Raw genomic sequence first — 23,623 nt, 5'->3', positions numbered from 1 at the left:
ATCACACAAATAACTATTATGCAACATTACATTAAAATCTTATGCTGTTTATTATGTATAAACATGAGTACTACAGCACAAGAAATCTCATTAAATGGAAAGGAACTTTTTGGCGATATAAAAGCACGTCATATAGGCCCTGCATTAATGAGTGGTCGAATTATTGATCTAGAAGCACACCCAACCAATGCAAGAATAATTTATGCAGGTACAGCTGGTGGTGGAGTATGGAGAACATCAAATGGAGGTGCAACATTTAACCCAATTTTTGACGAACATGCTCAATCTATTGGAGCTGTAGCTGTCGACCCTAACGATCCTGACAAAACAATATGGGTAGGAACAGGAGAAATATGGACAAGAAATAGTGTTTCTATTGGAGATGGGCTTTATAAGACAACCAATGGAGGTGACAGCTGGAAAAAAATAGGTTTTGAAAAATCTGAGCGTATCAGTAGCATTGTTATAAACCCAAAAAATTCCAAAGAAGTTTATATTGGAGTACTCGGAGCTCTATGGGGTGACAGTGATGTACGTGGTGTTTACAAAACCACAGATGGTGGTGAAAATTGGGAAAAAATCCTCTACACAAACACGTCAACGGGTATTTCTGATCTTTTAATGGATCCAAATGATTCTAACATACTTTATGCTTCTATGTGGGAGCATAGAAGAACTGGATGGTCTTTTAATTCTGGTGGTGCTAACAGTGCACTTTATAAATCTATAGATGCAGGAAAAAGTTGGAATAAAATTCACTCTGGCTTTCCTGAAGGAAACTTAGGAAGAATTGGTATTGCAATCGCACCATCAAATCCAAAAATATTATATGCAGCGATCGAAAGTGAAGATGATAAAAGCAAAGGATTATATAGGTCTGATGATTCAGGAAAAAATTGGAAACAATTAAATAACGATTTTGAATTAGTAGTAAGACCATTCTACTTTTCTAGATTGGTTGTTGATCCTAAAAACCCTGAAACTATTGTAAAAGGAGGTTTTCTTGGAGCTATTTCTAAAGATGGTGGAAAAACTTTCAAAAACCTTGGAAACATGCACGCTGATATTCACGATATACTTTTTGACATTAATGATAGTGACAGAATGTATGCAGGAACAGATGGTGGAGTATATAGAAGTTGGGATGGTGGTGCTACTATGGAAATAGTAGAAAATCTTCCCGTATCACAATTTTATCAGATTAGTCTAGATAACGCAGAACCTTATAACATATATGGTGGATTACAAGACAACGGTTCTTGGTATGGTCCATCTTCTTCTCCAGGAGGAGTCGAAGCTAGAGACTGGAATAGAATAGGTTATGGAGATGGTTTTAGAGTACTAAAACATCCTACAAAACCTATTATTTATTCTGAAATGCAAGGAGCTCAAAATGTATGGCGAATAAATACTGACAAAAATACTACTAAAAATGTCGAGCCTATACCTGATGGTGATGAAGAACTTCGTTTTAATTGGAACGCACCAATGGCAATTAGTGCTCACAAACCGGATCGCTTTTATATGGGTAGTCAATATCTTCATAAATCTGAAGATATGGGTGACAACTGGATAAAAATTTCACCAGACCTTACAACGAATGATCCTCTTAAACAAGACAAGGAATCAGGAGGTCTTTCTAAAGACAAGTCTGGAGCAGAAACACATACAACTATTTTTACTATTGCAGAATCGCCTGTAAACCAAAATGTCATTTGGGTAGGGACTGATGACGGAAATGTACAAGTTACCACAGATGGAGGAAAAAACTGGACCAATACTGTTAGTAATATTTCTGGTCTACCAGCCAACACTTGGGTATATCACATAGAAGCAAGTGTTCATAACGCAGGTACTGCGTATGCTGTTTTTGATGGACACACTGCTGGAGATATGAATACTTATGTATATAAAACATCAGATTACGGAAAAAACTGGAAATCTATAGCAACAAGTGATATTCTTGGTTTTGCCAGAAACATACAGGAAGACTACGAACAAGAAGATTTATTATTTCTAGGAACAGAGTTTGGGCTATTTGTAACCATTAATGGAGGTAAAAACTGGTCTCGTTTTACAAATAACATGCCAGCAACAGCAGTACATTTTATAGATTTACACAAAAAAACTAATGACCTTGTCTTAGGAACTCATGGAAGAGGTGTAATAATATTGGATGATATTTCTTCTCTAAGACAAATCAATCAAGAAGTGTTAGCTAAAAATGTACATTTTTTTAACACAAAACCAGGAATCATAAAAGAGGACAACGGATTTGGTGGCGGAAGCACGGAAACTCAGTTTATAGGTCAAAATCCGAGTAGCAATCTGAAAATAATGTATTACCTAAAAAAGAGACATACTTTTGGTAAAATGAGTATGGAAATTCAAGATTTGAATGGAAATAAAATAACCGATTTACCACCAGGAAAAGCCAAAGGAATTAATATTGTTCGATGGAACTATAGAAGTATCTCTCCTAAATCTGCATCTGGTAAAACATTTTCTATAGGTGCTGCCCCGAGAGTTGCTGCTGGCAAATACAAAGTTGTAGTCACTAAAGGAAAAAACACCTATGAACATAACATAGAGGTTGAGCAGGACAAAAATTCTGAAGTAACTGAAGCTGAAAGAAAGTTACAACGTAAAACTTCTAAAGAGCTTTACGTAATGATAGAAGATTTAGCTTATTTAGTACACGAAATTGATCAAACTGTAAAAAAAGCTAAATCAATTGAAGAAAAATCTTCGAAAATAGCAACTCCTGTTATCAAAGAACTAACTGAACTAAAGGAGTCTTTGGTTATTACTACAGGAGACAACTATGTCCAGGAAGCTGAACCTGAATTAAGAGAAAAAATTTCTAATCTATACAATGCGGTTACAAATAATTTTGAAAAACCATCGAATGCTCAATTAAATAACCAAAAAGTATTGAATGAAAAATTAAAAAAAGCTACAGTAGATTTTCAAAAAATAAAAGACAAGAGAATTTCTAAGCTTGTTAAATATCTAGAGAAAAATGAAATTACACCTATAGATATTAAACCAAAAGAAGAATTCTTAAAAAAGTAAATAGTTAAAAAAATAAGGCTTCCAGATTGGAAGCCTTATTTCTTTCATACAACTTAAAATTAGAAAATGTTCATAACTGGTTTAAAACTCTGGTAACCATACTGAAATTTGGATGAAACAATTCTGTATTTTTAGTAAACACTCTTTATTATGGAAAACAGGGAATCAAATTTATTGGCTATACGCCCACAAATTTTAAATGCAAGAGTTTCTGAAAACATGTCAAATGATGAACAGTTTCAAAACAAAACAATCAGACCTATTATTAAATTACAAAATGGATTGTTAGTCGAAGTGTTTAGAAATTATATCAAAAAAAGGAAAAACACTTTTTATGAGCTTTCTGTAGAAAAACGTTTACTGTTTATTGAAAATGCTGTACAAAAGGACATGAAGTTTAGAAACAGCCTAAAAGGAATGATCATTGGCCAATTTACAGTAGATGAGTATTTGATATACATTGAAAACTCCTCAGCATTAAACAAGAGAATGATGAATATTGTACGAGAACGTCTACAAAGTAATATTCAACTATTAGAGAAACCATCCATGACTACTTATTAAACAATACATATTGTTTAATAAAAAAAGAGCGAATCAAAATGTTGATTCGCTCTTTTTTATTAAACTTTTAAAAGAATTAGTTTCCTCCTTCTAAAGCTTTCAATTTATTTTTCATATCGTCAGCTTTAGGATCATCTAATTGATAGAAGATCTGCATTAGCGTACGAACAGCTTCTACATTATCAGGCTTTGATTGTAAAGCTCCTTCTAAATAAGGAACAGCTTCTCTATATAAATCTTGCTTTTGCTTTTTAAGAACGTCAAATCTTTTATAATCAGCACTTGATCCTCCTAGACTATTCATTTCTTCATTAAGAGCTGTTTCTCCACTTAAAATAATAGCGGCAATATTTATTTGCGCAGAAGAATAATCAGGCTTGATCTCTAAAGCTTTTTGATAGTACTTGATTGCTTGCTCATTATCTCCAAGACGTGATGCACTTACTCCTAAGTTATACAATAAATTAGGGTTTTCAGGATCATTCGCAACTATTGCTTGCATTAATTCTTGATACTTTTCAAGATTCCCTAATTTGTAAAACATATTAGCTTCTTCTTGCATTAAAGCAGGATCGTTAGGGTTCTGAAGCTTAGCAGCTTCCATCGCTTTAATCGCTTCTTCATCTTTACCTTGAGTAATATAAATAAGAGCTATATTTTTAGTAATCTCAGCTTGTCTTGATTTAGTCTTGGAAGCTTCTGGCTTAATATGCGTTCCTCCTTTTATAGAAAAATCTCTTAATTCTTTTGAATCAAATGGTTCTACTTCTCCAGTTTCCTTATTAGTAGCTGTAAAACGTTCTTCAATTCCTTTATAACCAAGATCAATTAATTCATTATAATACTTTAAAGCTCTATCGTAATCTTTTCCATTTACAGCATTAGAAGCTGCAAAATATAAGTAAGAAGTATCACTCTTTTTTGTTTTATATCCTAAATATAACTTATCAGCAGCTTCTTTATTATTTCCTGCTTTCTGATCCGCTACTGCTTGCTCTACTAGTGATTGACGTAATGCTTGTATTCCTGTATTAGCTTGATTAGTATATTTTTTACTACCTGAAGCTTCTTCAATTTCTAACACTTTCGTGTAAGAATTAGCTGCCTGCTCTATTTTATCCAAAGACTTATCTGAGGATGCCGAAGCAACTTGTCCTTTTAGGAAATAATATTGTGCTTTTTGCTTATCATCTGCAGCTTCTAATTGACCTTCAGCTGCTTTTAGCGCATCATTAGCAACCTCTATATCTCCAGATTTCAATGCTTTTTTAGCTGCATTCAGAGCTTTCTTTTGTGAAAATCCAACAGCACTTATCGCTAAGAAAAATGCTATGACAAATTTAGTTCTCATTACTTGTGTTTTTACGGGATTCTTTTTATTCTTCTTCTTTTGTTTCATCAATAGTTGTGCCATCGTTAGCGTCACCATCATTTTGCAAAGATATGTCAATTTCTTCAATATTCTCGTCAATATCTTCAACATCGTCTTCCTCGTGCATAACTTTAGCTACAGCGGCTATGGAATCTTTTCCTTTCAAGTTTATTAAACGAACTCCTTGCGTAGCACGTCCCATAACTCTAAGGTCTTCTACTGAAAGTCGTATTGCAATACCAGATTTATTTATAATCATAAGATCATCAGAGTCAGTAACATTTTTAATAGCAACTAATCCTCCTGTCTTATCAGTAACTGATATTGTTTTTACTCCTTTACCACCTCTATTGGTTATTCTGTAATCTTCTAGTTTAGAACGTTTTCCGTATCCATTTTCGGAAACCACCAAAATATTACTTTCCATATCATTTACGGCAACCATTCCTATTACTTCATCTTTATCATCTGCTAAGCGTATTCCTCTTACTCCAGATGCACCTCGACCCATTGGTCTCGTTTTTTCTTCTTCAAAGCGAATTGCTTTTCCAGATTTAACCGCCAACATAACTTGACTTTTACCATCCGTAAGTTTCGCTTCTAATAATTCATCATTATCCTTGATAGTAATAGCATTAATACCATTTGTACGTGGTCTAGAATATTGTTCTAAAGAAGTCTTTTTTACTTGACCCTTTTTCGTTGCCATTATTACATAATGAGAATTAATATATTCCTCATCTTTTAAGTCTTGAGTACAAATAAATGCTTTTACCTTATCATCATTCTCGATGTTAATAAGATTCTGTATAGCTCTACCTTTGGAAGTTTTACTACCTTCAGGTATTTCATATACTCTCATCCAGAAACATTTCCCCTTTTGAGTGAAAAATAACATGTATTGATGATTGGTACCAACAAATAGATGTTCTAAGAAATCTTCATTACGAGTAGTACTTCCTTTCTGACCAACTCCTCCTCTATTCTGTTTTTTATATTCCGTTAAAGAAGTTCTTTTTATATAACCTGCATGAGAAATAGTAATTACAACTTTCTCATTAGGAATCATATCTTCAATACTAAGATCACCACCCGCGTATTCTATTTGGGAACGACGAGCATCTCCATATTTTTCTTTAACCTCAAGAAGTTCTTCCTTAATAATATCCATACGACGTTCTTTCTTGTCTAGAATATCTTTAAGGTCCTCAATAGTTTTCATTAACTCGTCATACTCTGCACGTAACTTGTCTTGTTCCAGACCTGTTAGCTGACGCAAACGCATTTCGACAATAGCTTTTGCCTGTATCTCAGAGAGTTTAAATCGTTTGATAAGTTTTTCTCTAGCTTCTTCGGCATTAGAAGAGGCTCTGATTAATTTAATTACTTCATCAATATTATCGGAAGCAATAATCAATCCCTCGAGTATATGTGCTCTTTCTTCTGCTTTTCTTAGTTCATATTTTGTTCTTCGCACAACAACTTCGTGTCTATGCTCTACAAAATGATGAATCATCTCTTTAACATTAAGCAACTGAGGTCTTCCTTTAACTAATGCTATATTATTAACACTAAAGGAAGATTGTAAAGCAGTATACTTATACAAAAGATTCAGTACTATATTAGGTATGGCATCTCTTTTAAGAATATAAACCACACGCATTCCTTTTCTATCTGATTCATCTCTAATAGTAGAAATACCGTCGATTTTTTTATCATTTACAAGATCAGCAGTCTTCTTAATCATATCCGCCTTATTGACTTGATAAGGAATTTCGGATACAATTATACATTCTCTACCATTCACTTCTTCAAAACTAGCTTTGGCACGCATAACAATCCTACCTCGACCAGTTTTAAAAGCCTCCCTTACACCATCATATCCATAAATAATACCACCAGTTGGAAAATCTGGAGCCTTTATATGTTGTATCAGTTCATCTATTTCAATATCATTATTATTGATATATTCAATAGTTCCATCTACAACTTCGCTAAGATTATGTGGAGGCATATTGGTAGCCATACCAACGGCAATACCTGAAGCTCCGTTAATCAACAAACCTGGAACTCTACTAGGTAAAACTGTAGGTTCCTGCAATGTATCATCAAAGTTATATGTATGATCAACAGTATCTTTATCGATATCAGCAAGCATATCTTCCGAAATCTTACGCATTCTTGCTTCTGTATATCGCATTGCTGCTGGACTATCTCCATCCACAGAACCAAAGTTACCCTGACCATCTACTAACATATAACGTAAACTCCATTCTTGAGCCATACGCACCATAGTATCATATACGGAAGTATCTCCATGCGGGTGATATTTTCCAAGTACTTCTCCTACAATTCTCGCTGATTTCTTATGAGCACTACTAGCTTTTACGCCTAACTCATACATACCATATAAAACTCTCCTATGCACTGGTTTAAGACCATCTCTAACATCAGGAAGTGCACGTGATACAATCACCGACATCGAATAATCGATGTATGCAGACTTCATTTCATCCTCTATATTGATAGGTATTAGCTTTTCTCCTTCTGCCATAAAAATTATTTTATTCTAAAATTGATTTTATTTAACGCGCTAATTTAAGTAAATTAAGACGGTTTTAACATGCAATACACTTCCTAATATACGTAATTTATTAACAACTTAACCGCACCATATAGTTAATAAGTCTATAAATATAGATTTTGATTATTAAAGCTTTTTTTGTCTATTTACTCAAAAATCTAAATACTCAGGATTGTAATTACTAAATATTGTAAGAGATATCAATACTATTTTAGGCTTACTGAAAATATGACATTATAAACTATTATGTCAGCTTTGCTGTTAATGATGGTTAAAAGGAATAGTTTTTGTCAGTTTAATTTTAAAAATTACTATATTTAGTAATAAAGAAACACAGAAAAAGAAAGAAACTAATTATATGGATGATAATTTTTCACCGAGAGTCAAAGATGTAATTGCATACAGTAAAGAAGAAGCACTAAGACTAGGTCACGACTTTATTGGAACAGAACATCTTATGTTAGGGCTACTACGTGATGGAAGCGGAAAAGCAATTAGTATACTTGATGCGTTAGATATTGATTTAACAAATTTGAGAAGAAAAGTTGAAATTCTTAGCCCAGCAAATCCTAATGTAGCAGTAGCGACAAATGAAAAAAAGAATTTACACCTGACTAGACAAGCAGAAAGAGCCCTGAAAACAACTTTTTTGGAAGCGAAATTATTTCAGAGCTCCTCTATTAATACAGCACATCTGTTGCTGTGTATTTTACGAAACGAAAACGACCCAACTACCAAACTTTTAAATAAACTAAAGGTAGACTATGATAATGTTAAAGATCAATTTAAATTTATGATTGCTAACGAAGAAGAATATATAGAAAATCCGAAAGCTGAATCATTTTCTGATGATGATGATATGGCCGGTGACACATCAAAGGAAAATCCTTTTAACTCTCCAACTGGAGGAGCAAAAACAAACAAAAAATCGAAAACTCCTGTATTAGATAATTTCGGAAGAGATTTAACTGCTATGGCAGAAGAAGGTAAATTAGACCCAGTTGTAGGAAGAACCAAAGAGATAGAGCGTGTATCGCAAATCTTAAGTAGAAGAAAGAAGAACAATCCTCTACTAATTGGAGAACCTGGGGTTGGAAAATCTGCTATTGCAGAAGGTTTAGCTTTAAGAATCGTTAAAAGAAAAGTGTCTAGAATTTTATTCGACAAACGAGTAGTCACCCTAGATCTAGCTAGTTTAGTAGCCGGAACAAAATATAGAGGGCAATTTGAAGAGCGAATGAAAGCTGTTATGAATGAGTTAGAAAAGAATGATGATATTATTCTTTTTATAGATGAGATTCATACGATTGTTGGAGCTGGTGGTGCTACAGGAAGTCTTGATGCATCTAACATGTTTAAACCAGCCTTAGCTAGAGGTGAAATACAATGTATTGGAGCAACTACACTAGATGAGTACAGACAATACATCGAAAAAGATGGTGCACTAGAAAGACGTTTCCAAAAAGTAATAGTAGAACCTACCAATATAGAGGAAACCATAGAAATTCTTGAAAATATTAAGGAAAAATATGAAGAACACCACAATGTAAGTTATACTGATGAAGCTATTAAAGCATGTGTAAAACTTACAAATAGATATATGACAGATCGTTTCTTACCAGACAAAGCTATTGATGCTTTAGATGAAGCTGGATCTAGAGTACATATCACAAATATCGATGTTCCTAAAAAAATTCTAGATTTAGAGAAAAAGCTAGAAGAAGTTCGCGAACTCAAAAACAGTGTTGTAAAAAAACAGAAATACGAAGAAGCTGCTAAATTAAGAGATGATGAAAAGAATCTTGAAAAAGAATTAGCTCAGGCTCAAGAACAATGGGAAAAAGATTCTAAACTACATAAAGAAATTGTTGATGAAGAGAGTGTAGCTGATGTTGTTTCCATGATGACCGGAATTCCGGTAAACCGTATTGCTCAGACGGAAAGCAACAAACTTGCAGAATTACCAAATCTTATTAAGGGTAAGGTAATTGGCCAAGATGAAGCTGTTTCTAAAGTAGTTAAAGCGATACAACGTAATAGAGCCGGACTTAAAGACCCTAATAAACCAATTGGATCTTTTATATTCCTTGGACAAACTGGTGTAGGAAAAACTCAGCTAGCTAAGGTTCTTGCCAGAGAGCTTTTTGACAGCGAAGACACCCTTATTCGTATTGACATGAGTGAATACATGGAGAAATTTGCCGTATCAAGACTTATTGGTGCGCCTCCAGGATATGTAGGCTATGAAGAAGGTGGTCAACTTACAGAAAAAGTAAGGAGAAAACCATACGCGGTGATTCTATTAGATGAAATTGAAAAAGCGCATCCGGATGTATTCAATATGATGCTTCAGGTATTAGATGATGGTTACCTAACAGATAGTCTTGGTCGAAAAATTGATTTCAGAAATGCAATCATCATTATGACTTCTAATATAGGAGCACGTAAGCTTAAAGATTTTGGACAAGGTGTTGGTTTTGGAACTAGTGCAAAAAAGACACAATCTGATAGCTATGCTAAAGGTGTCATCGAAAATGCTTTGAAAAAAGCTTTTGCTCCAGAATTCCTTAACAGAGTTGATGATGTTATTGTATTTAATGCGCTTGAGCGTGAAGACATCCACAAGATTATTGATATAGAGTTAGAAAAACTTTACGGAAGAATCAAAGGCCTTGGATATGAATTATCTCTAAGCGAGAAAGCAAAAGACTACATTACAGAAAAAGGGTTTGACAAACAATATGGAGCAAGGCCATTGAAAAGAGCTATTCAGAAATATATAGAAGATGCTTTAGCCGAAGAGATTATTAGCGCTCAGCTACAAGAAGGTGATAGTATATTTATGGATCTTGATGATGACTCTAATGAATTAACTATAAAAATAAAGAAAGCTGAAGAATCAACAGAATCATAAATTCTGATTAAAAGTCTTTATTGAAAAACTCTCGTTTACATAAACGAGAGTTTTTTTTTAACCAAAATTCTTTCTTTAACACTATCTATTATGGAACTTAATCATAAAAAAATATTACACCCCTCTAAACTAAGTAGTTAAAAAAAACAAATAACTAATCAAGGGAAATATCCCAAATAAAACTTAAAAATCTTTATTTTTTAAGTTATGAAAATATATATTTGTTTTAGTTAAAAAATACCCCAAATGATTACTTCCTATATATTGGATTTTGGTTTAATCGAAATCTACGAAGACTACATAAAGGTCACCATAAACGAAGGCGTAACTGTATCTCCAGAACACAATGATGTTCTTTTAGAAATGGTAGAAAAACATTACAAAAATAAAGCTTTCTTATACCTAACACATCGCATTAATTCTTACGCAGTAAACCCAACTATATATCTAGAGACTGCCAAAATTGAAAATCTAATAGGTTTTGCAGTAGTATCTGATAACCCCATCCAAGAAAAACAAACAAAATTGGAAAAAGCTTTCTTCAGTAAGGAGTTAAAACGGTTTGACGACATAGAATCTGCGCTACAATGGAAGACTGAATTGTTAGAAAAATATCACGGAACATTTTACTGAAATTTCCCCAAAATATTATTAGGGAATTAAATTTTAATTTTTAAAAGCAATACTTTTATCGTAACTTAATAAAAAATTAACCATACTTAGATAATAGTTTTGTTTTATCAAAATGTCAAAACGCTATGATTTAGGTTTCGCTGTGGTGGAAATCCGGGAAGATTATCTTAAAAACACCATTTCAGAAGGGTTTTTAGTTATGCCTAAGCATAACAAACTACTATTGGAATTTGTAACAAAATACTTCAAGGACACTCCTTTTGTGTATATTTCTAACAGAATTAACACATACTCAGTTGATCCCACGGTTTATCACAGAACCACGAAAATAGATACTCTTGCGGGTATAGCGGTAGTATCAAAAAATCATAGGCAAAAAAAGTTAACGGAGCTCGAAAGTAAATTCTTCGAAAAAGAACTGGAGTATTTCTCCAAAATCGATGAAGCTTTAGAGTGGAAAAATAAAATATTAAAAAAAGAATGAGATTATATTGAACAGTATTTATTCTCCATACCACTTGCTAAACCTCCCCAATGATTAGATTATATAATTTAGATTTTTGCAAACTCGAAATATATCATAACTACATGGTCGCAGTTATGAACGAAGGAATTGTAGTTTGCACACTTAAAAACTCAATTCTTATTAAAATTGCTGAAAAGCATTTTAAGAAAACTCCTTTTGTTTATATCACTCACAGACTCAATTCCTATGCAGTAGACCCCATTATCTATATCAAAACAGCTGAAGTTTCTAATCTTATTGGATTCGCTGTTGTATCCAATGACCCAAAACAGAAGATCCTAACCACTTATGAAAAGTCATTTTTTAAAAAAGAATTCAAACAGTTTGAGAATTTAGAAGCTGCATTAATCTGGAAAGATGATATTGTCAAAAAAAACAACGATGATACAACATCAATAAGTAAGCAAAAAAAGAGCACCAATTAAAAACTGATGCTCTTTTTTTACATTATAATTCTGTTTCTATTTTGCAATATTAACCGCTCTAGTCTCTCGTATCACCGTAATTTTAACTTGCCCAGGATACGTCATATCTGTTTGTATTTTTTGAGAAATTTCAAATGATAGGCTAGCTGCTCGTTCATCATTTACCTTTTCACTTTCAACAATAACTCGAAGCTCTCTACCAGCCTGAATAGCATATGCTTTTTTCACTCCGTTAAATCCAAACGCAATATCTTCTAAATCTTTCAATCGTTGTATATAAGAATCTAACACCTGACGACGTGCTCCAGGCCTAGCTCCACTAATTGCATCACAAACCTGGACTATAGGAGAAATAAGTGCAGTCATTTCTATTTCATCATGGTGTGCTCCAATAGCGTTACATACATCTGGCTTTTCTCCATATTTTTCAGCCCATTGCATCCCTAAAATTGCATGAGGAACTTCTGTTTCAGTATCTGGCACTTTTCCTATATCATGCAATAACCCAGCTCTTTTAGCTAATTTAGGATTTAAACCTAATTCCGAAGCCATTACTCCACATAGCTTAGCCACCTCTCTAGAGTGCTGTAAAAGATTCTGTCCATAAGAAGAACGATATTTCATTCTACCAACGGTTTTAATAAGTTCTGGATGTAACCCGTGAATACCAAGATCTATAACTGTTCTTTTACCAACCTCTATAATCTCTTCATCAATTTGTTTTCTAGTCTTCTTTACTATTTCCTCAATACGTGCAGGATGTATTCTACCATCCGTTACTAATTTATGAAGGGAAAGGCGTGCAACTTCTCTTCTCACAGAATCAAAACAAGAAAGTATAATAGCTTCTGGAGTATCATCTACAATAATCTCTACTCCCGTTGCAGCCTCTATAGCTCTAATATTCCTTCCTTCTCGTCCAATGATACGCCCTTTTACATCATCACTTTCAATATTAAAAACAGATACACAATTCTCTACTGCTTCTTCTGTCCCTATTCGTTGAATTGTATTTATTATTACTTTTTTAGCTTCTTGTTGAGCTGTAAGCTTAGCCTCTTCAATAGTATCCTGAATCAAAGCCATAGAATCTGTTTTTGCTTGCTCTTTTAAAGATTCTACAAGTTGATCTTTTGCTTCTTCTGCAGATAATCCAGATATAACTTCCAATTGCTGTACTTGACTTTTATGAAGCTTTTTAAGTTCACTTTGCTTTTTTTCGAGATAATCATTCCGATGATTGTAATCTTTAATCTTTTGCTCTAATTCTGTATTAAGCTTTTTACCTTTTGACACTTCATTAGAAACCTGAGATTCTTTATCCCTAGTTCTCTTTTCCGCCTCAGCCATCTTTTTATCACGAGAAAAAATTACTTTTTCATGCTCTGATTTTAATTCAATAAACTTTTCTTTAGCTTGAAGTATTTTATCTTTCTTAATAGTTTCTCCTTCACTCTTAGCTTCTCTTAAAATACTATTAGATGTTTTTTTAGCGCTTTTGATAATTTCTGAAGCTTTATTCCGCTCTAATACCTTAGCGATGATAAAACCAATCACTAAGCCCACAACAGCCGCAACAATCAAAAATATAATATTATCCATAATCCTAGTTAGTGTTTATATATAAAAAAAGCCTGCACTAGTTTGGGTTTTGTATAAACTCTGTAAAAACAGGTTTAGGGCTAACAAGCTGATCAAGGATCCGTAATACTGAAAAATCAGCACGGCTTGCTTTTACAACTTAAACTCACCCTTTTTAAAATAATTCTTGTTGAGTTTATCAAAAAATAATAACTAGTGCAGGCAGTAACCTTATTTATTTTAATGAACGTCTACGATAGATGATCTTGCAATAAATCATTTAGAGCACCTAATCTGCCCAAAACATTTATATCATCACTATCTTTATCTATAACCTTTTGTTCTACTTGTGCTGCAAACTGTAAAGCACACATTGCCAATACATCTTGCTTATCTCTCACCGCATAACTTTGCTCAAACTGTTTAATCATGGCTTCAATCTTTTTAGCTGCTTTACGTAAGCCCTCTTCTTGATCAGGGTTTATCGTTAATGGATATACTCTATCCGCAACTGAAAGTTTGATTTTTAATTTATCTGCCATAGTATCAATTACTCTGATAACTGCGCTATACACACATCTATCTCCCTTATTAAGGCATTTATCTTGAGCTTGGTTTCCCTTTTGTATTCGTCACTGCCTAGCATTGCATTTGCATTTTTGAGTGCACTGAATTTTTCTTCCCACTGCTTTAATTGATCAACCTGGATTTCTGAATTAGATTCCAAATTCTTTATCTTTCCTTTAAGATCGGCGTTTTGTTGCTTAAGTAAATCATACTTATGAAGCAACTTGCTTATCCTATTCTCAAGGGAATCAACAATTTCAATTAAATCACTCATTATAATTTCACGCAATACTTCGTTACACAAAGTTAACATACCAATTGAAAAAACCCAATAGTTTTTAAACTAATTTTATAGCGACAACATCTCATCAATCAAGTGATTCGTTTATAGCCTTTTAGTTTTTAATTAAACATCACTTTAATTTTAATCCCTAAATTTTTACATTTACCCTCTATGCGAGTTATTATAACATTTTTAATCTTCAATTTCACAATTGGATATAGTCAAAAAGACATCCCAACGGATTATTTTATAAACCCACTAGGCATTCCACTTGCCGTTTCAGGAACCTATGGAGAATTAAGATCCAATCACTTTCATTCTGGTATAGATTTAAAAACAGAAGGTCAAGAAGGTTTAAAAGTATATGCAGCCGCAACTGGCCGCGTAAGTCGAATAAAAGTTTCTCATTTTGGATATGGAAAAGCTATGTATATCGCCCATCCTAATGGATACACAACGGTATATGCACATCTACAAAAATTTTCTCCAGAAATAGAAGCTTACATTAAAAAAAGACAATATGCAAAAGAATCTTATGAAATAGAGCTTTTTCCAAAGGCGGGCGCATTATCTGTAAAACAAGGAGATGTAATAGCATTCAGCGGAAACACTGGAGGTAGTGGAGGTCCACATCTTCATTTTGAAATAAGAGATGCAAAGGCTAGACCAATGAATCCCATGTGTTTCGGAATTGAAGTAAAAGACACCAAGAAACCAACAATTAATAGTGTATGGGTATACAACCTAGACGAATCTTCTCATATAAACGGAAACCAAGAATTAACTAAATTAAGATTGGTTCCTATGGATAATGGAAACTTTAAAGCTGAAGGTATAAAGGCTTTAGGGAGACTAGGAATAGGTGTCTCTACAATAGACCAACAAAATCTAGCGGCAAACAAAAATGGAGTTTATAACATCACCACTGAAATAAATGGACAAGAAAACTTTTCTATGGAAATGAAACGGTTTTCTTTTTCTGAAACGCGGTATATAAATCGATTAATCGATTACAAATATTACAAAAAGAATCGAAGTAGAATTACAAAACTATTCATTGAAAAAAACAACCCTCTTTCTATCTACAAAAATGTTACAGACAAAGGTGTTATCACGGTAGAAGATAGTCTATCTTATACAGTTAAAGTTTTTGTAAAAGATTTCAAAAACAATACAACAGAAATTAGTATACCTATAAAAGGAGAACAGATGGAAGAAATCTCCAAAAAAGAGATAACGAATACTCCATATCTAGCTAAACCTACGGAAAACTTTACGTATAATTCTGGGATTTTCGATCTATATATCCCAAAAGGCAGTTTGTATGAAAAAGCGTATTTAGACATCGAAGCTAACGGCGATACTATAAAAATCCATCAAGACGAAATTCCTTTGCATAAGAATATGACAGTTGTTTTTGATGTCACTAATTACAGTGAAGCAGACAAAAAGAAATTATATATAGGAAGATTAGGCTACAACAATAAGCATTACCACGTAAAAACAAACAAAAAAAATAATCGTTTTTCTACCAGAACAAGAACTCTAGGTAGCTACTCACTATTTTCGGATCTAGAAAAGCCAACAATAGTGCCAATAAATGTGGCTAATAAAAAATGGATGTCTAAGGCTAATTTTTTAAAAATTAAGATTGATGATACAGATTCTGGCATCAAAAGCTATAGAGCCACTATCAATGGAAAGTTTATTTTAATGGAATACGATTATAAAACAGGGATGTTGGTTTATAATTTTGAAGATAAAATAATTTCGGAGACGGAAAATAAATTTAAACTTATTGTGTTAGATAAAGTAGGAAATAATACTACATTTGAAACAATATTCTTTAGAAAACCATAAACAGATATACTCTTTGAAAAATCTCCTCTTTCTTTTTATTTTTTTTCTAGTCACTTTTAGTCAACATATATTCGCACAAGATGCCATTGTAAAAGGAGTGGTCTTAGACGAATCAAATCAACCAGTTGAGGGAGCTAATGTATCCTATAAAAGTTCAGGAACCAAAACCAATGAGAATGGTGTTTACATACTAAACATACCTTCTAATCAAGATATCACAATTAAAATTAGTCATGTTGGACTAAAGGATATCACTTTCACTATTAATCTACAAGAAAATCAAACATACGAGCTAAATCCAATATTGAAAACAGATATTGAACAAATAAGTGAAGTTGTAATTTCTGGAAGAGAGCGAAAAATAGTGGAAGGTATCACAACATTAGACCCAGAAACCATACGTATAACACCATCTGCCAATGCAGGAGTTGAAGGCTTACTAAAAACCTTACCAGGAGTAAGTTCTAATAATGAATTGAGCACTCAATATGCTGTAAGAGGAGGGAATTTTGATGAAAACTTAGTATATGTAAATGAAATTGAAGTATACAGACCTTTTTTGATACGATCTGGACAGCAAGAAGGTCTAAGTTTTGTAAATACTGATTTAGTTAGAAATGTAGATTTCTCCGCTGGAGGTTTTCAGGCAAAGTATGGAGATAAACTTTCTTCTGTTTTAGATATAACGTATCGTCGACCTACCCGATTTGATCTAACAGCTGATCTAAGTCTACTTGGCGGAAGCATATCAGCAGGAGGAATTACAAAAAACAAAAAGTTCGCTGGAGTAGTTGGCGTAAGATATCGGGACAATAGTCTACTTGTGGATGCTAGACAAACAGAAACTAATTTTAGACCTAGATTTGCTGATGTTCAAACATATCTTTCTTATAATTTTTCTAAGAAATTCGAACTTGGTTTTCTAGGAAATATAGCAATAAATAAATATGATTATGAACCGCTAACACGTCAAACTAACTTTGGACCAATAACAGACCCTATAGCCTTAACAGTATTCTATGATGGTCAAGAAGAAGATCGGTATGAAACTTATTTTGGTGCCTTAAAAGGAACGTATAGAGCAAATGAAAATTTAACTTTAAAATTAATTGGTTCTGCCTATCACACACAAGAACAAGAGCACTTTGATATTTTTGCAGCATACTTTCTAGGAACTGTTAATACTGATATCGGTGGAGAAGATTTAGGAGAAGTCGAATTTAGTGAAGGTGTCGGTTCCCAACTAACACATGCTAGAAATAATCTTGACGCATTGATCTTTAACTTAGAACACAAAGGAACTTATACTGCAGATGAACATCAAATAGATTGGGGAATTAAATACACTTCTGAAGATATTAGAGATCGAATTCAAGAATATGAAATCATTGATTCTGCAGGTTTTTCAATTCGCCCTCCTGGCACCTTTGTAAACGATCAGCCATACAACCCTAACGCCAGTCCAATAGTTCCTTTTACTAGTGTTAGAGCAACTAATATGGTAAATATTGATAGGTTTTCTGGATTTGCTCAATATAGTTTGCGAACAAATATAAAAGAACACGAGATTTGGGCAAATGTTGGTGTAAGAGCACACAATTGGAATGTTTCTGGAGATGGTATAAGCAGCTCATCTCAAACAGTATTTAGTCCAAGAGCACAAGTCGCTATTAAACCAGATTGGAAATCAGACATGATATTTCGTCTTTCTGGTGGATGGTATCACCAACCTCCTTTTTACAGAGAACTAAGAGATCTTCAAGGGACTGTTCAACCTGATGTAAAGGCACAACAATCCATACATATTGTAGCTGGTAATGATTATAGTTTTAATATGTGGAATAGACCATTCAGACTTACAACAGAACTATACTACAAAAAACTTACTGATGTAAACTCATACACAATCGAAAATGTAAGAATTAGATATCGAGCTAATAACAATGCTGAGGCTTACGCTGCTGGATTTGACCTTAGGTTAAATGGGGAGTTTGTACCTGGAACAGAAAGCTGGTTTAGCTTAGGACTACTTAAAACAGAAGAAAACTTAGACAATAGAGGATATATTGATAGACCAACAGATCAAAGAATTAAAGTAGGTGCTTTGTTTCAAGATTATGTTCCAACAATTCCTAACCTAAAAATGTATCTTAACCTTGTATACCAAACTGGTGTACCTGGTGGATCCCCTTCTAATGCAGATCCATATGACTTTCAAACTAGATTGCGAGATTACAGAAGAGCTGATTTAGGAATTTCTTACATCGTGGTGGATCAAAAAATAAGACGTAAAGAAGGAAACTTCTTTAATAAATTTAGAGAACTGAATGTCGGATTCGAAATTTTCAATCTTTTTGATAACCTTAATTCTATTACCAACACTTTTGTTAGAGATGCTGCTTCGCAACGTCAATTTGCTATTCCTAACTTTTTAACCCAAAGGGTTTTCAATGTTCGATTAGGGATGAAGTTTTAATCCTCCAGAAACTCTTTCAGTACACTAATAACATAATCTACTTCTTCTTTAGTATTGTATTTAGAAAAAGAGAATCTAACGGAAGGTTTCTGCATATCCTCTTCTGAAAGTATTTCGGCAAGTACATGTGATCCTTTTCCACTACCACTCTGGCAAGCACTACCTTTGGAACAAGCTATTCCTTTAATATCTAATTGGAATAACAAAATACCTGCTTTCTCCTGAGATATTGGCAAACAGACATTTATTAACGTATACGTACTATGATTTAAATCACAACAATTAGCATTAAACTTAACATCTTTAATCTGTTCTTTTAATTGATCTACAAAGTATTGTTTTAGATCAGAAATATATGCTTTCTCTTCATCCATATGTGCATATGCCAATCTCAAAGCCTCATCCATTCCGGCTATATTATGAACTCCTTCTGTTCCTCCTCGATAACCACGCTCCTGCTCTCCCCCATATATTAATGGCTTAAGCCCTGAATTCTTTTTAATATACGCAAAACCAATTCCTTTAGGGCCATGAAATTTATGCGCGCTTACTGCAGTAAAATCTACCTGAAGATCACCTAAACTTACATCTAAATGCCCAATAGATTGTACCATATCGCTATGAAAAAGCGCTTCGTGTTCCTTACATAAACCACCTACTCTATTAATATCTAAAATTGTTCCAACCTCATTGTTCACATGCATTAAACTAACTAATGTTTTTTCAGAAGCATTAGCCAATAAGCTTTCCAAGTGCTTATAATCTATTGCCCCATCAGAAGTAATATCCACGTAACTAACTGCAATTTCAGTATGTGCTTGTATCTCTTGAACTGTATGCAAAACTGCATGATGTTCGATCTTAGAAGTAATAATGTGTCTAACTCCAAGATCTCTAACTGCACTGTTCAATGCTAAATTATCAGCTTCTGTTCCTCCAGATGTGAATATAATTTCGGAGGCTTTTACTCCTAAGTATTTAGCAATATTCTTACGAGCCTGTTCAATATGATTTTTTGCAGACCTACCAAATCCGTGAGTAGAAGAAGGGTTTCCATAATCTTCTCTTAATACAGTAGTCATTTTATCAATTACTTCTGGACGTAACTGTGTAGTTGCTGCACTATCGAAATAAACTTTTTGCATTAAATTTAAAAATTTAGTTGATGATTGGTGAAAATATATAATAATCACATTAACAGAGTATACATTTTATTATATCCTCATAATAATAAAGCAAATCTAATTCAAATAAAATTATTTTCCACACCGAGCGTTATAATCTTTCAATTCCATTATTTTTGCCAAAACACGCATAAAACAATTTTTGAATGAACATTTATAAATTTCATTCGTCTTTATAAAAAAAAATCTTTTTATTCGTTATTTTATGTATTGTAGTTTTTTAAGACGAGACTATAATTTGTTATTAATTTTCAAAATGCAAACAGTGAAAAAGCTTTTATATATTTCTATATTTTTAATATTAGCTTCTTGTGATGATGGTGATATTATTGTAACAAGTTTTGAATTTGATGATGTTGACCTTCAACTTTGTGAAGGAGCTACAACCAATGAGTTCGTTTTCTTTAAGATCAATACTTCTATCAATGAGTCTATATCCTATAACTTTATTGATGCTACATATTCTGAAACTACTGAAACAGAAAACCCTATTATTATAGATCTAGAAGACACCGATAATGGTTTGATTTATAGGAAATTTAACAACACTATTACTTCAGATTATTACTGCAGTAATATCCCTGATAGCAATATTGTTGTAACTGAAGAGCTTTTAAGTGTAAGTGGTCAAGCTACTATTATAAATCAAATAGTTAGTGAAGATGATAATGATGGGTTGGAATCTACGGAAGAATCCCCAAATGAAATTGACCCAGAAGCAGATCCTGATGGAGACGGAGTTCCTAATTACCTAGACGATGGAATGGATGACATGAGCATTGGAAACACCGATCAAACCGCAGATAATTTAGGGATTGAAGACGGATATGATACTGATGGAGATCAAATCGCAAATTTTAAAGATCAAGATGATGACAATGATAATGTGCTTACCAGTGTAGAGTTGATTAATAGTGATCCTAATGATGAAAGTTTTCTAGATACAGATGATGATGGTACTCCAAATTATCTTGATACTGATGATGATAATGACAATATACCTACTCTTGATGAAGATGTCGATGGTAATGGAAATCCTAGAGATGATGATACGGACAGAGATGGAACACCAAATTATCTAGATCCAGATGACGATAATGATGGTATTTTGACTCGTGATGAAGTTAGTGGCACAAATGACAACCCATTGAATGAAGATACTGACGGTGATGGAATTCCAAATTACCTTGATGCTAATAATCCAGATAATGACGAAGTGAACACAAACATAGATAACCCATCTATTCTTGACAATACGGTTATAACAATTTTTAGAACTACATTATCAATAGATAATCTTATTCTAAACGAAGTCAATGATCAATTTACAAATGATGAATTCTCCTTTGGTTTTAGAGATGAAACCATCTCTATAACCACTCCTAAAAATGAAGATTAATATAATTATGAATAGACTATATTTTTTATTTTTTGCATTATTATTAATAAACTGTAGTGAAGGTGATCTTATAGAAATTTCTGTTGATGACTTAAACGGAGATCTAGAAAATTGTTCTAATGAAAATGATAATACTTTTGTGTTTTTTGTAATTGATCAAGATATAAATAGATCACTATCTTTAAACTTCACTGATACTAGCTTTGAAATTATTCCAGAAAACGTTTCTGAAATATCCATAGACGAGCCTACTGTAATTACTCTAAACACTACTAGCAATCAATTTATATATAGAGAATTTGATACTTCTATTAATGGAACTGAATATTTTTGCAATAGTATTCCTGTTAGTGGTATTACTGTAACACAAGAACTAATAAGCTCCAATGGAACTGCAGAGATTAGTTATATGGAGGTAACTTCTTCTACAACAGAAACAACATACTCTCGAACCGTAACACTAAAAGACATAACCTTAGAAGGAAATGGAATTGCTATAAGAAAACAATCCTTAGTACTTGGCTTAGATAATATAACTATACCTAATTAAAATTAACTTCTCGGGTTTTGAATAATATATATTTCCATAGCTCCTAATCCATACTTCTTATAATCCGCATCAGAAATACGTACGTTTTCATATCTTCCAAATAAATATTTCAGCTCTTCTTTTAGAACTCCCTGACCTACTCCGTGAATAAAAACAACACTAGGGATACGTTTATTGATAGCAAAATCTAATTGTCTTTTGGCTGTATCAAGTTGCAAAATGACCATCTCATGATTAGACAACCCCTTTGTGGACTTTACTAATTTATGGATATGAAGATCTACCTCCATAGCAGGAATATTTCTTTCCTTAGGCTTTAAAATTTTTCTTTTAGGTTTCTTTTTAAAAATTTCCTTTTGCTGAAGGTTTTTTTGAACTTCTTCATAAGAAGGAATAATTAAACTATCAGATTCTTCTTTAACCAATTCATCGACAGAAAATATCATATCAAACCCATCATTAGATTCAATAGTTACATCATTTCCATCAACTAAAATAACTTTGCCAGATATTGGCTCATCTAATACCGAAACTACGTCTCCTACTTGTATCATAACCCTTACTCCTCTTCGTTTTTTTCCTGATTTTCTGTTGTTTTTTCTGAAAACCTAGATGTAACATTTGTATTAATCAAAAACACTCCACTCATTAAACAGATGATACCCCCAACCTGTGTATAATAATTCTTTTTAGCAGAAGCTATTTCCATAATTAAAAGAACTGCTCCTATTAAAATCAAAAGAAAACTCACAATCTTTTTCAACTTCAATTTATTCATAACGCAAAAGTATCAAATATTAGTTTTTTTCTAAACATTAATTTTTGGAATACTCAAATTGTGTATATTGTACCTCGTAAATTTATTGAACACCCCATTTTACATTATTATTTAATACAAATTAATTACTAAATTAAGTTTATTTTTATGGAAGCTAATCAACCGAGACCTAACAATCACCTAGCCCTAGCAATTATCTCTACAATTTTATGTTGCTTAATAACAGGTATTGTAAGTATTATTTATTCAACTCAAGTAAATTCAAAATATGATGCAGGAGATTACGAAGGAGCTGTTGCTGCATCTAAAAATGCTAAATTATGGGGACTTATTGGAATAGGAATGGGTGTTGTCATTGCAATAGCATACTTTGCCTTTTTTGGAATCGCCATTTTTTCGGGTTTAGCTAGTGGTAATAATTTTTAACTTGTTACGAAAATATTTCATAAAATATGGGTATTTCTTACTAGTGATACCCATATTTTTTATTACTAAATATTATTATCTATTCGATCCAGAAAATAGTTCTGGAAAAAGCATCTTTCTCACATGTCCGTTTCATTATTTAACAGGATATCACTGTCCAGGTTGTGGAAGTCAAAGAGCAATCCATGATTTACTTCATGGGAGAATTGATGAAGTATTAAGTCATAATTTAATGTTTCTTGTACTTTTTAGTTTTTTAATAATTAAGCTTTATTATTTTTCTGCAAAACTATTTTTAAAAAAAGAAGTGGTTGATATTTCACACAACAAATATTATACATACGGTATATTGATTTTTGTAATCTTTTTTTGGGCTCTTCGAAATATTCCTTTTTATCCTTTTAAAATATTAGCCCCATAAAAAAA

Annotated in this window: 20 protein-coding genes and 1 other RNA gene; 12 read left to right on the top strand and 9 right to left on the bottom strand. The window is 32.9% G+C overall.

Annotated features, from left to right (window positions below; translation table 11 throughout):
- Window positions 1-63 precede the first annotated feature (63 nt).
- Together BMY33_RS00170 and BMY33_RS00165 are read left to right on the top strand one after the other, a co-directional pair.
- Window positions 64-3,075, top strand: coding sequence for a VPS10 domain-containing protein (locus tag BMY33_RS00170; protein ID WP_244542952.1), 3,012 nt, complete (start codon window positions 64-66; stop codon window positions 3,073-3,075).
- 150 nt (window positions 3,076-3,225) lie between these two features.
- Window positions 3,226-3,639: a glyoxalase gene (locus BMY33_RS00165; protein WP_091403812.1), complete on the top strand. Its 414-nt coding sequence runs from the start codon at window positions 3,226-3,228 to the stop codon at window positions 3,637-3,639.
- A gap of 76 nt (window positions 3,640-3,715) precedes the next feature.
- On the opposite strand, the gene BMY33_RS00160 is transcribed toward BMY33_RS00165, so the two are convergent.
- Both BMY33_RS00160 and gyrA read right to left on the bottom strand, forming a co-directional pair.
- Entirely contained in the window at window positions 3,716-4,990 is a 1,275-nt protein-coding gene (locus BMY33_RS00160) for a tetratricopeptide repeat protein (protein WP_170836967.1), read from the bottom strand.
- A 25-nt stretch (window positions 4,991-5,015) separates the two neighbouring features.
- Entirely contained in the window at window positions 5,016-7,565 is a 2,550-nt protein-coding gene (gene gyrA, locus BMY33_RS00155) for a DNA gyrase subunit A (RefSeq protein WP_091403806.1), read from the bottom strand.
- 388 nt (window positions 7,566-7,953) lie between these two features.
- Between gyrA and BMY33_RS00150 the strand changes: the two genes are divergently transcribed.
- The 4 genes from BMY33_RS00150 (at window position 7,954) to BMY33_RS00135 (ending at window position 12,093) form a co-directional block, all read left to right on the top strand.
- Complete coding sequence (locus tag BMY33_RS00150) at window positions 7,954-10,509, top strand: ATP-dependent Clp protease ATP-binding subunit (RefSeq protein ID WP_091403804.1); 2,556 nt, start codon at window positions 7,954-7,956, stop codon at window positions 10,507-10,509.
- A gap of 246 nt (window positions 10,510-10,755) precedes the next feature.
- Entirely contained in the window at window positions 10,756-11,142 is a 387-nt protein-coding gene (locus BMY33_RS00145) for an STAS/SEC14 domain-containing protein (protein ID WP_091403803.1), read from the top strand.
- Window positions 11,143-11,254: 112 nt separating this feature from the next.
- The gene (locus BMY33_RS00140) at window positions 11,255-11,626 is read left to right on the top strand and encodes a SpoIIAA family protein (RefSeq protein WP_091403800.1); all 372 of its coding nucleotides are present in this window, start codon (window positions 11,255-11,257) and stop codon (window positions 11,624-11,626) included.
- Between the two features lie 50 nt (window positions 11,627-11,676).
- Window positions 11,677-12,093 (top strand): hypothetical protein, encoded by a 417-nt coding sequence (locus BMY33_RS00135; protein WP_244542951.1) that lies wholly within the window; start codon window positions 11,677-11,679, stop codon window positions 12,091-12,093.
- Window positions 12,094-12,129: 36 nt separating this feature from the next.
- On the opposite strand, the gene rny is transcribed toward BMY33_RS00135, so the two are convergent.
- The 4 genes from rny to BMY33_RS00115 form a co-directional block, all read right to left on the bottom strand.
- Window positions 12,130-13,695 (bottom strand): ribonuclease Y, encoded by a 1,566-nt coding sequence (rny, locus tag BMY33_RS00130; RefSeq protein ID WP_091403794.1) that lies wholly within the window; start codon window positions 13,693-13,695, stop codon window positions 12,130-12,132.
- A gap of 55 nt (window positions 13,696-13,750) precedes the next feature.
- A non-coding RNA gene (ssrS, locus tag BMY33_RS00125) (6S RNA) lies at window positions 13,751-13,870 on the bottom strand.
- A 55-nt stretch (window positions 13,871-13,925) separates the two neighbouring features.
- Entirely contained in the window at window positions 13,926-14,216 is a 291-nt protein-coding gene (locus tag BMY33_RS00120) for a cell division protein ZapA (protein ID WP_091403790.1), read from the bottom strand.
- Window positions 14,217-14,224: 8 nt separating this feature from the next.
- A complete protein-coding gene (locus BMY33_RS00115) occupies window positions 14,225-14,515 on the bottom strand; it encodes a hypothetical protein (protein WP_091406030.1) in 291 nt (96 codons plus the stop codon).
- Window positions 14,516-14,695: 180 nt separating this feature from the next.
- On the opposite strand from BMY33_RS00115, the gene BMY33_RS00110 reads away from it, so the two are divergent.
- Both BMY33_RS00110 and BMY33_RS00105 read left to right on the top strand, forming a co-directional pair.
- Window positions 14,696-16,384, top strand: a complete 1,689-nt coding sequence (locus BMY33_RS00110) for a M23 family metallopeptidase (RefSeq protein WP_091403787.1) — start codon at window positions 14,696-14,698, stop codon at window positions 16,382-16,384.
- Between the two features lie 13 nt (window positions 16,385-16,397).
- A complete protein-coding gene (locus BMY33_RS00105) occupies window positions 16,398-18,860 on the top strand; it encodes a TonB-dependent receptor (protein WP_091406029.1) in 2,463 nt (820 codons plus the stop codon).
- Here BMY33_RS00105 and BMY33_RS00100 read toward each other — a convergent pair.
- The gene (locus tag BMY33_RS00100) at window positions 18,857-20,005 is read right to left on the bottom strand and encodes a cysteine desulfurase family protein (protein ID WP_091403784.1); all 1,149 of its coding nucleotides are present in this window, start codon (window positions 20,003-20,005) and stop codon (window positions 18,857-18,859) included. The genes BMY33_RS00105 and BMY33_RS00100 overlap by 4 nt on opposite strands.
- Window positions 20,006-20,309: 304 nt before the next feature.
- Here BMY33_RS00100 and BMY33_RS00095 point away from each other — a divergent pair, with 304 nt between their 5' ends.
- Both BMY33_RS00095 and BMY33_RS00090 read left to right on the top strand, forming a co-directional pair.
- The gene (locus BMY33_RS00095; RefSeq protein ID WP_139195562.1) at window positions 20,310-21,443 is read left to right on the top strand and encodes a hypothetical protein; all 1,134 of its coding nucleotides are present in this window, start codon (window positions 20,310-20,312) and stop codon (window positions 21,441-21,443) included.
- Window positions 21,433-21,993: a hypothetical protein gene (locus BMY33_RS00090; RefSeq protein WP_091403775.1), complete on the top strand. Its 561-nt coding sequence runs from the start codon at window positions 21,433-21,435 to the stop codon at window positions 21,991-21,993. Before BMY33_RS00095 ends, BMY33_RS00090 begins: the two co-directional genes overlap by 11 nt.
- A gap of 2 nt (window positions 21,994-21,995) precedes the next feature.
- On the opposite strand, the gene BMY33_RS00085 is transcribed toward BMY33_RS00090, so the two are convergent.
- Window positions 21,996-22,547, bottom strand: a complete 552-nt coding sequence (locus BMY33_RS00085; protein ID WP_091403769.1) for a Smr/MutS family protein — start codon at window positions 22,545-22,547, stop codon at window positions 21,996-21,998.
- Between the two features lie 5 nt (window positions 22,548-22,552).
- Window positions 22,553-22,771 carry a hypothetical protein gene (locus BMY33_RS00080; protein ID WP_091403766.1) on the bottom strand — a complete coding sequence of 73 codons (219 nt, stop codon included), beginning with the start codon at window positions 22,769-22,771 and terminating at the stop codon, window positions 22,553-22,555.
- 147 nt (window positions 22,772-22,918) lie between these two features.
- On the opposite strand from BMY33_RS00080, the gene BMY33_RS00075 reads away from it, so the two are divergent.
- Together BMY33_RS00075 and BMY33_RS23985 are read left to right on the top strand one after the other, a co-directional pair.
- The gene (locus BMY33_RS00075) at window positions 22,919-23,197 is read left to right on the top strand and encodes a CD225/dispanin family protein (protein ID WP_091403765.1); all 279 of its coding nucleotides are present in this window, start codon (window positions 22,919-22,921) and stop codon (window positions 23,195-23,197) included.
- Window positions 23,181-23,618: a DUF2752 domain-containing protein gene (locus BMY33_RS23985; protein WP_091403759.1), complete on the top strand. Its 438-nt coding sequence runs from the start codon at window positions 23,181-23,183 to the stop codon at window positions 23,616-23,618. The genes BMY33_RS00075 and BMY33_RS23985 overlap by 17 nt, the downstream gene beginning before the upstream one ends.
- Window positions 23,619-23,623: the final 5 nt, after the last annotated feature.

It is taken from the genome of Aquimarina amphilecti (genome assembly GCF_900109375.1).
In the GTDB taxonomy this organism is placed as follows: Bacteria; Bacteroidota; Bacteroidia; order Flavobacteriales; family Flavobacteriaceae; genus Aquimarina; species Aquimarina amphilecti.
Note: the sequence above shows the minus strand (reverse complement) of the source record. Positions and strands in the feature narration are given on the sequence as shown.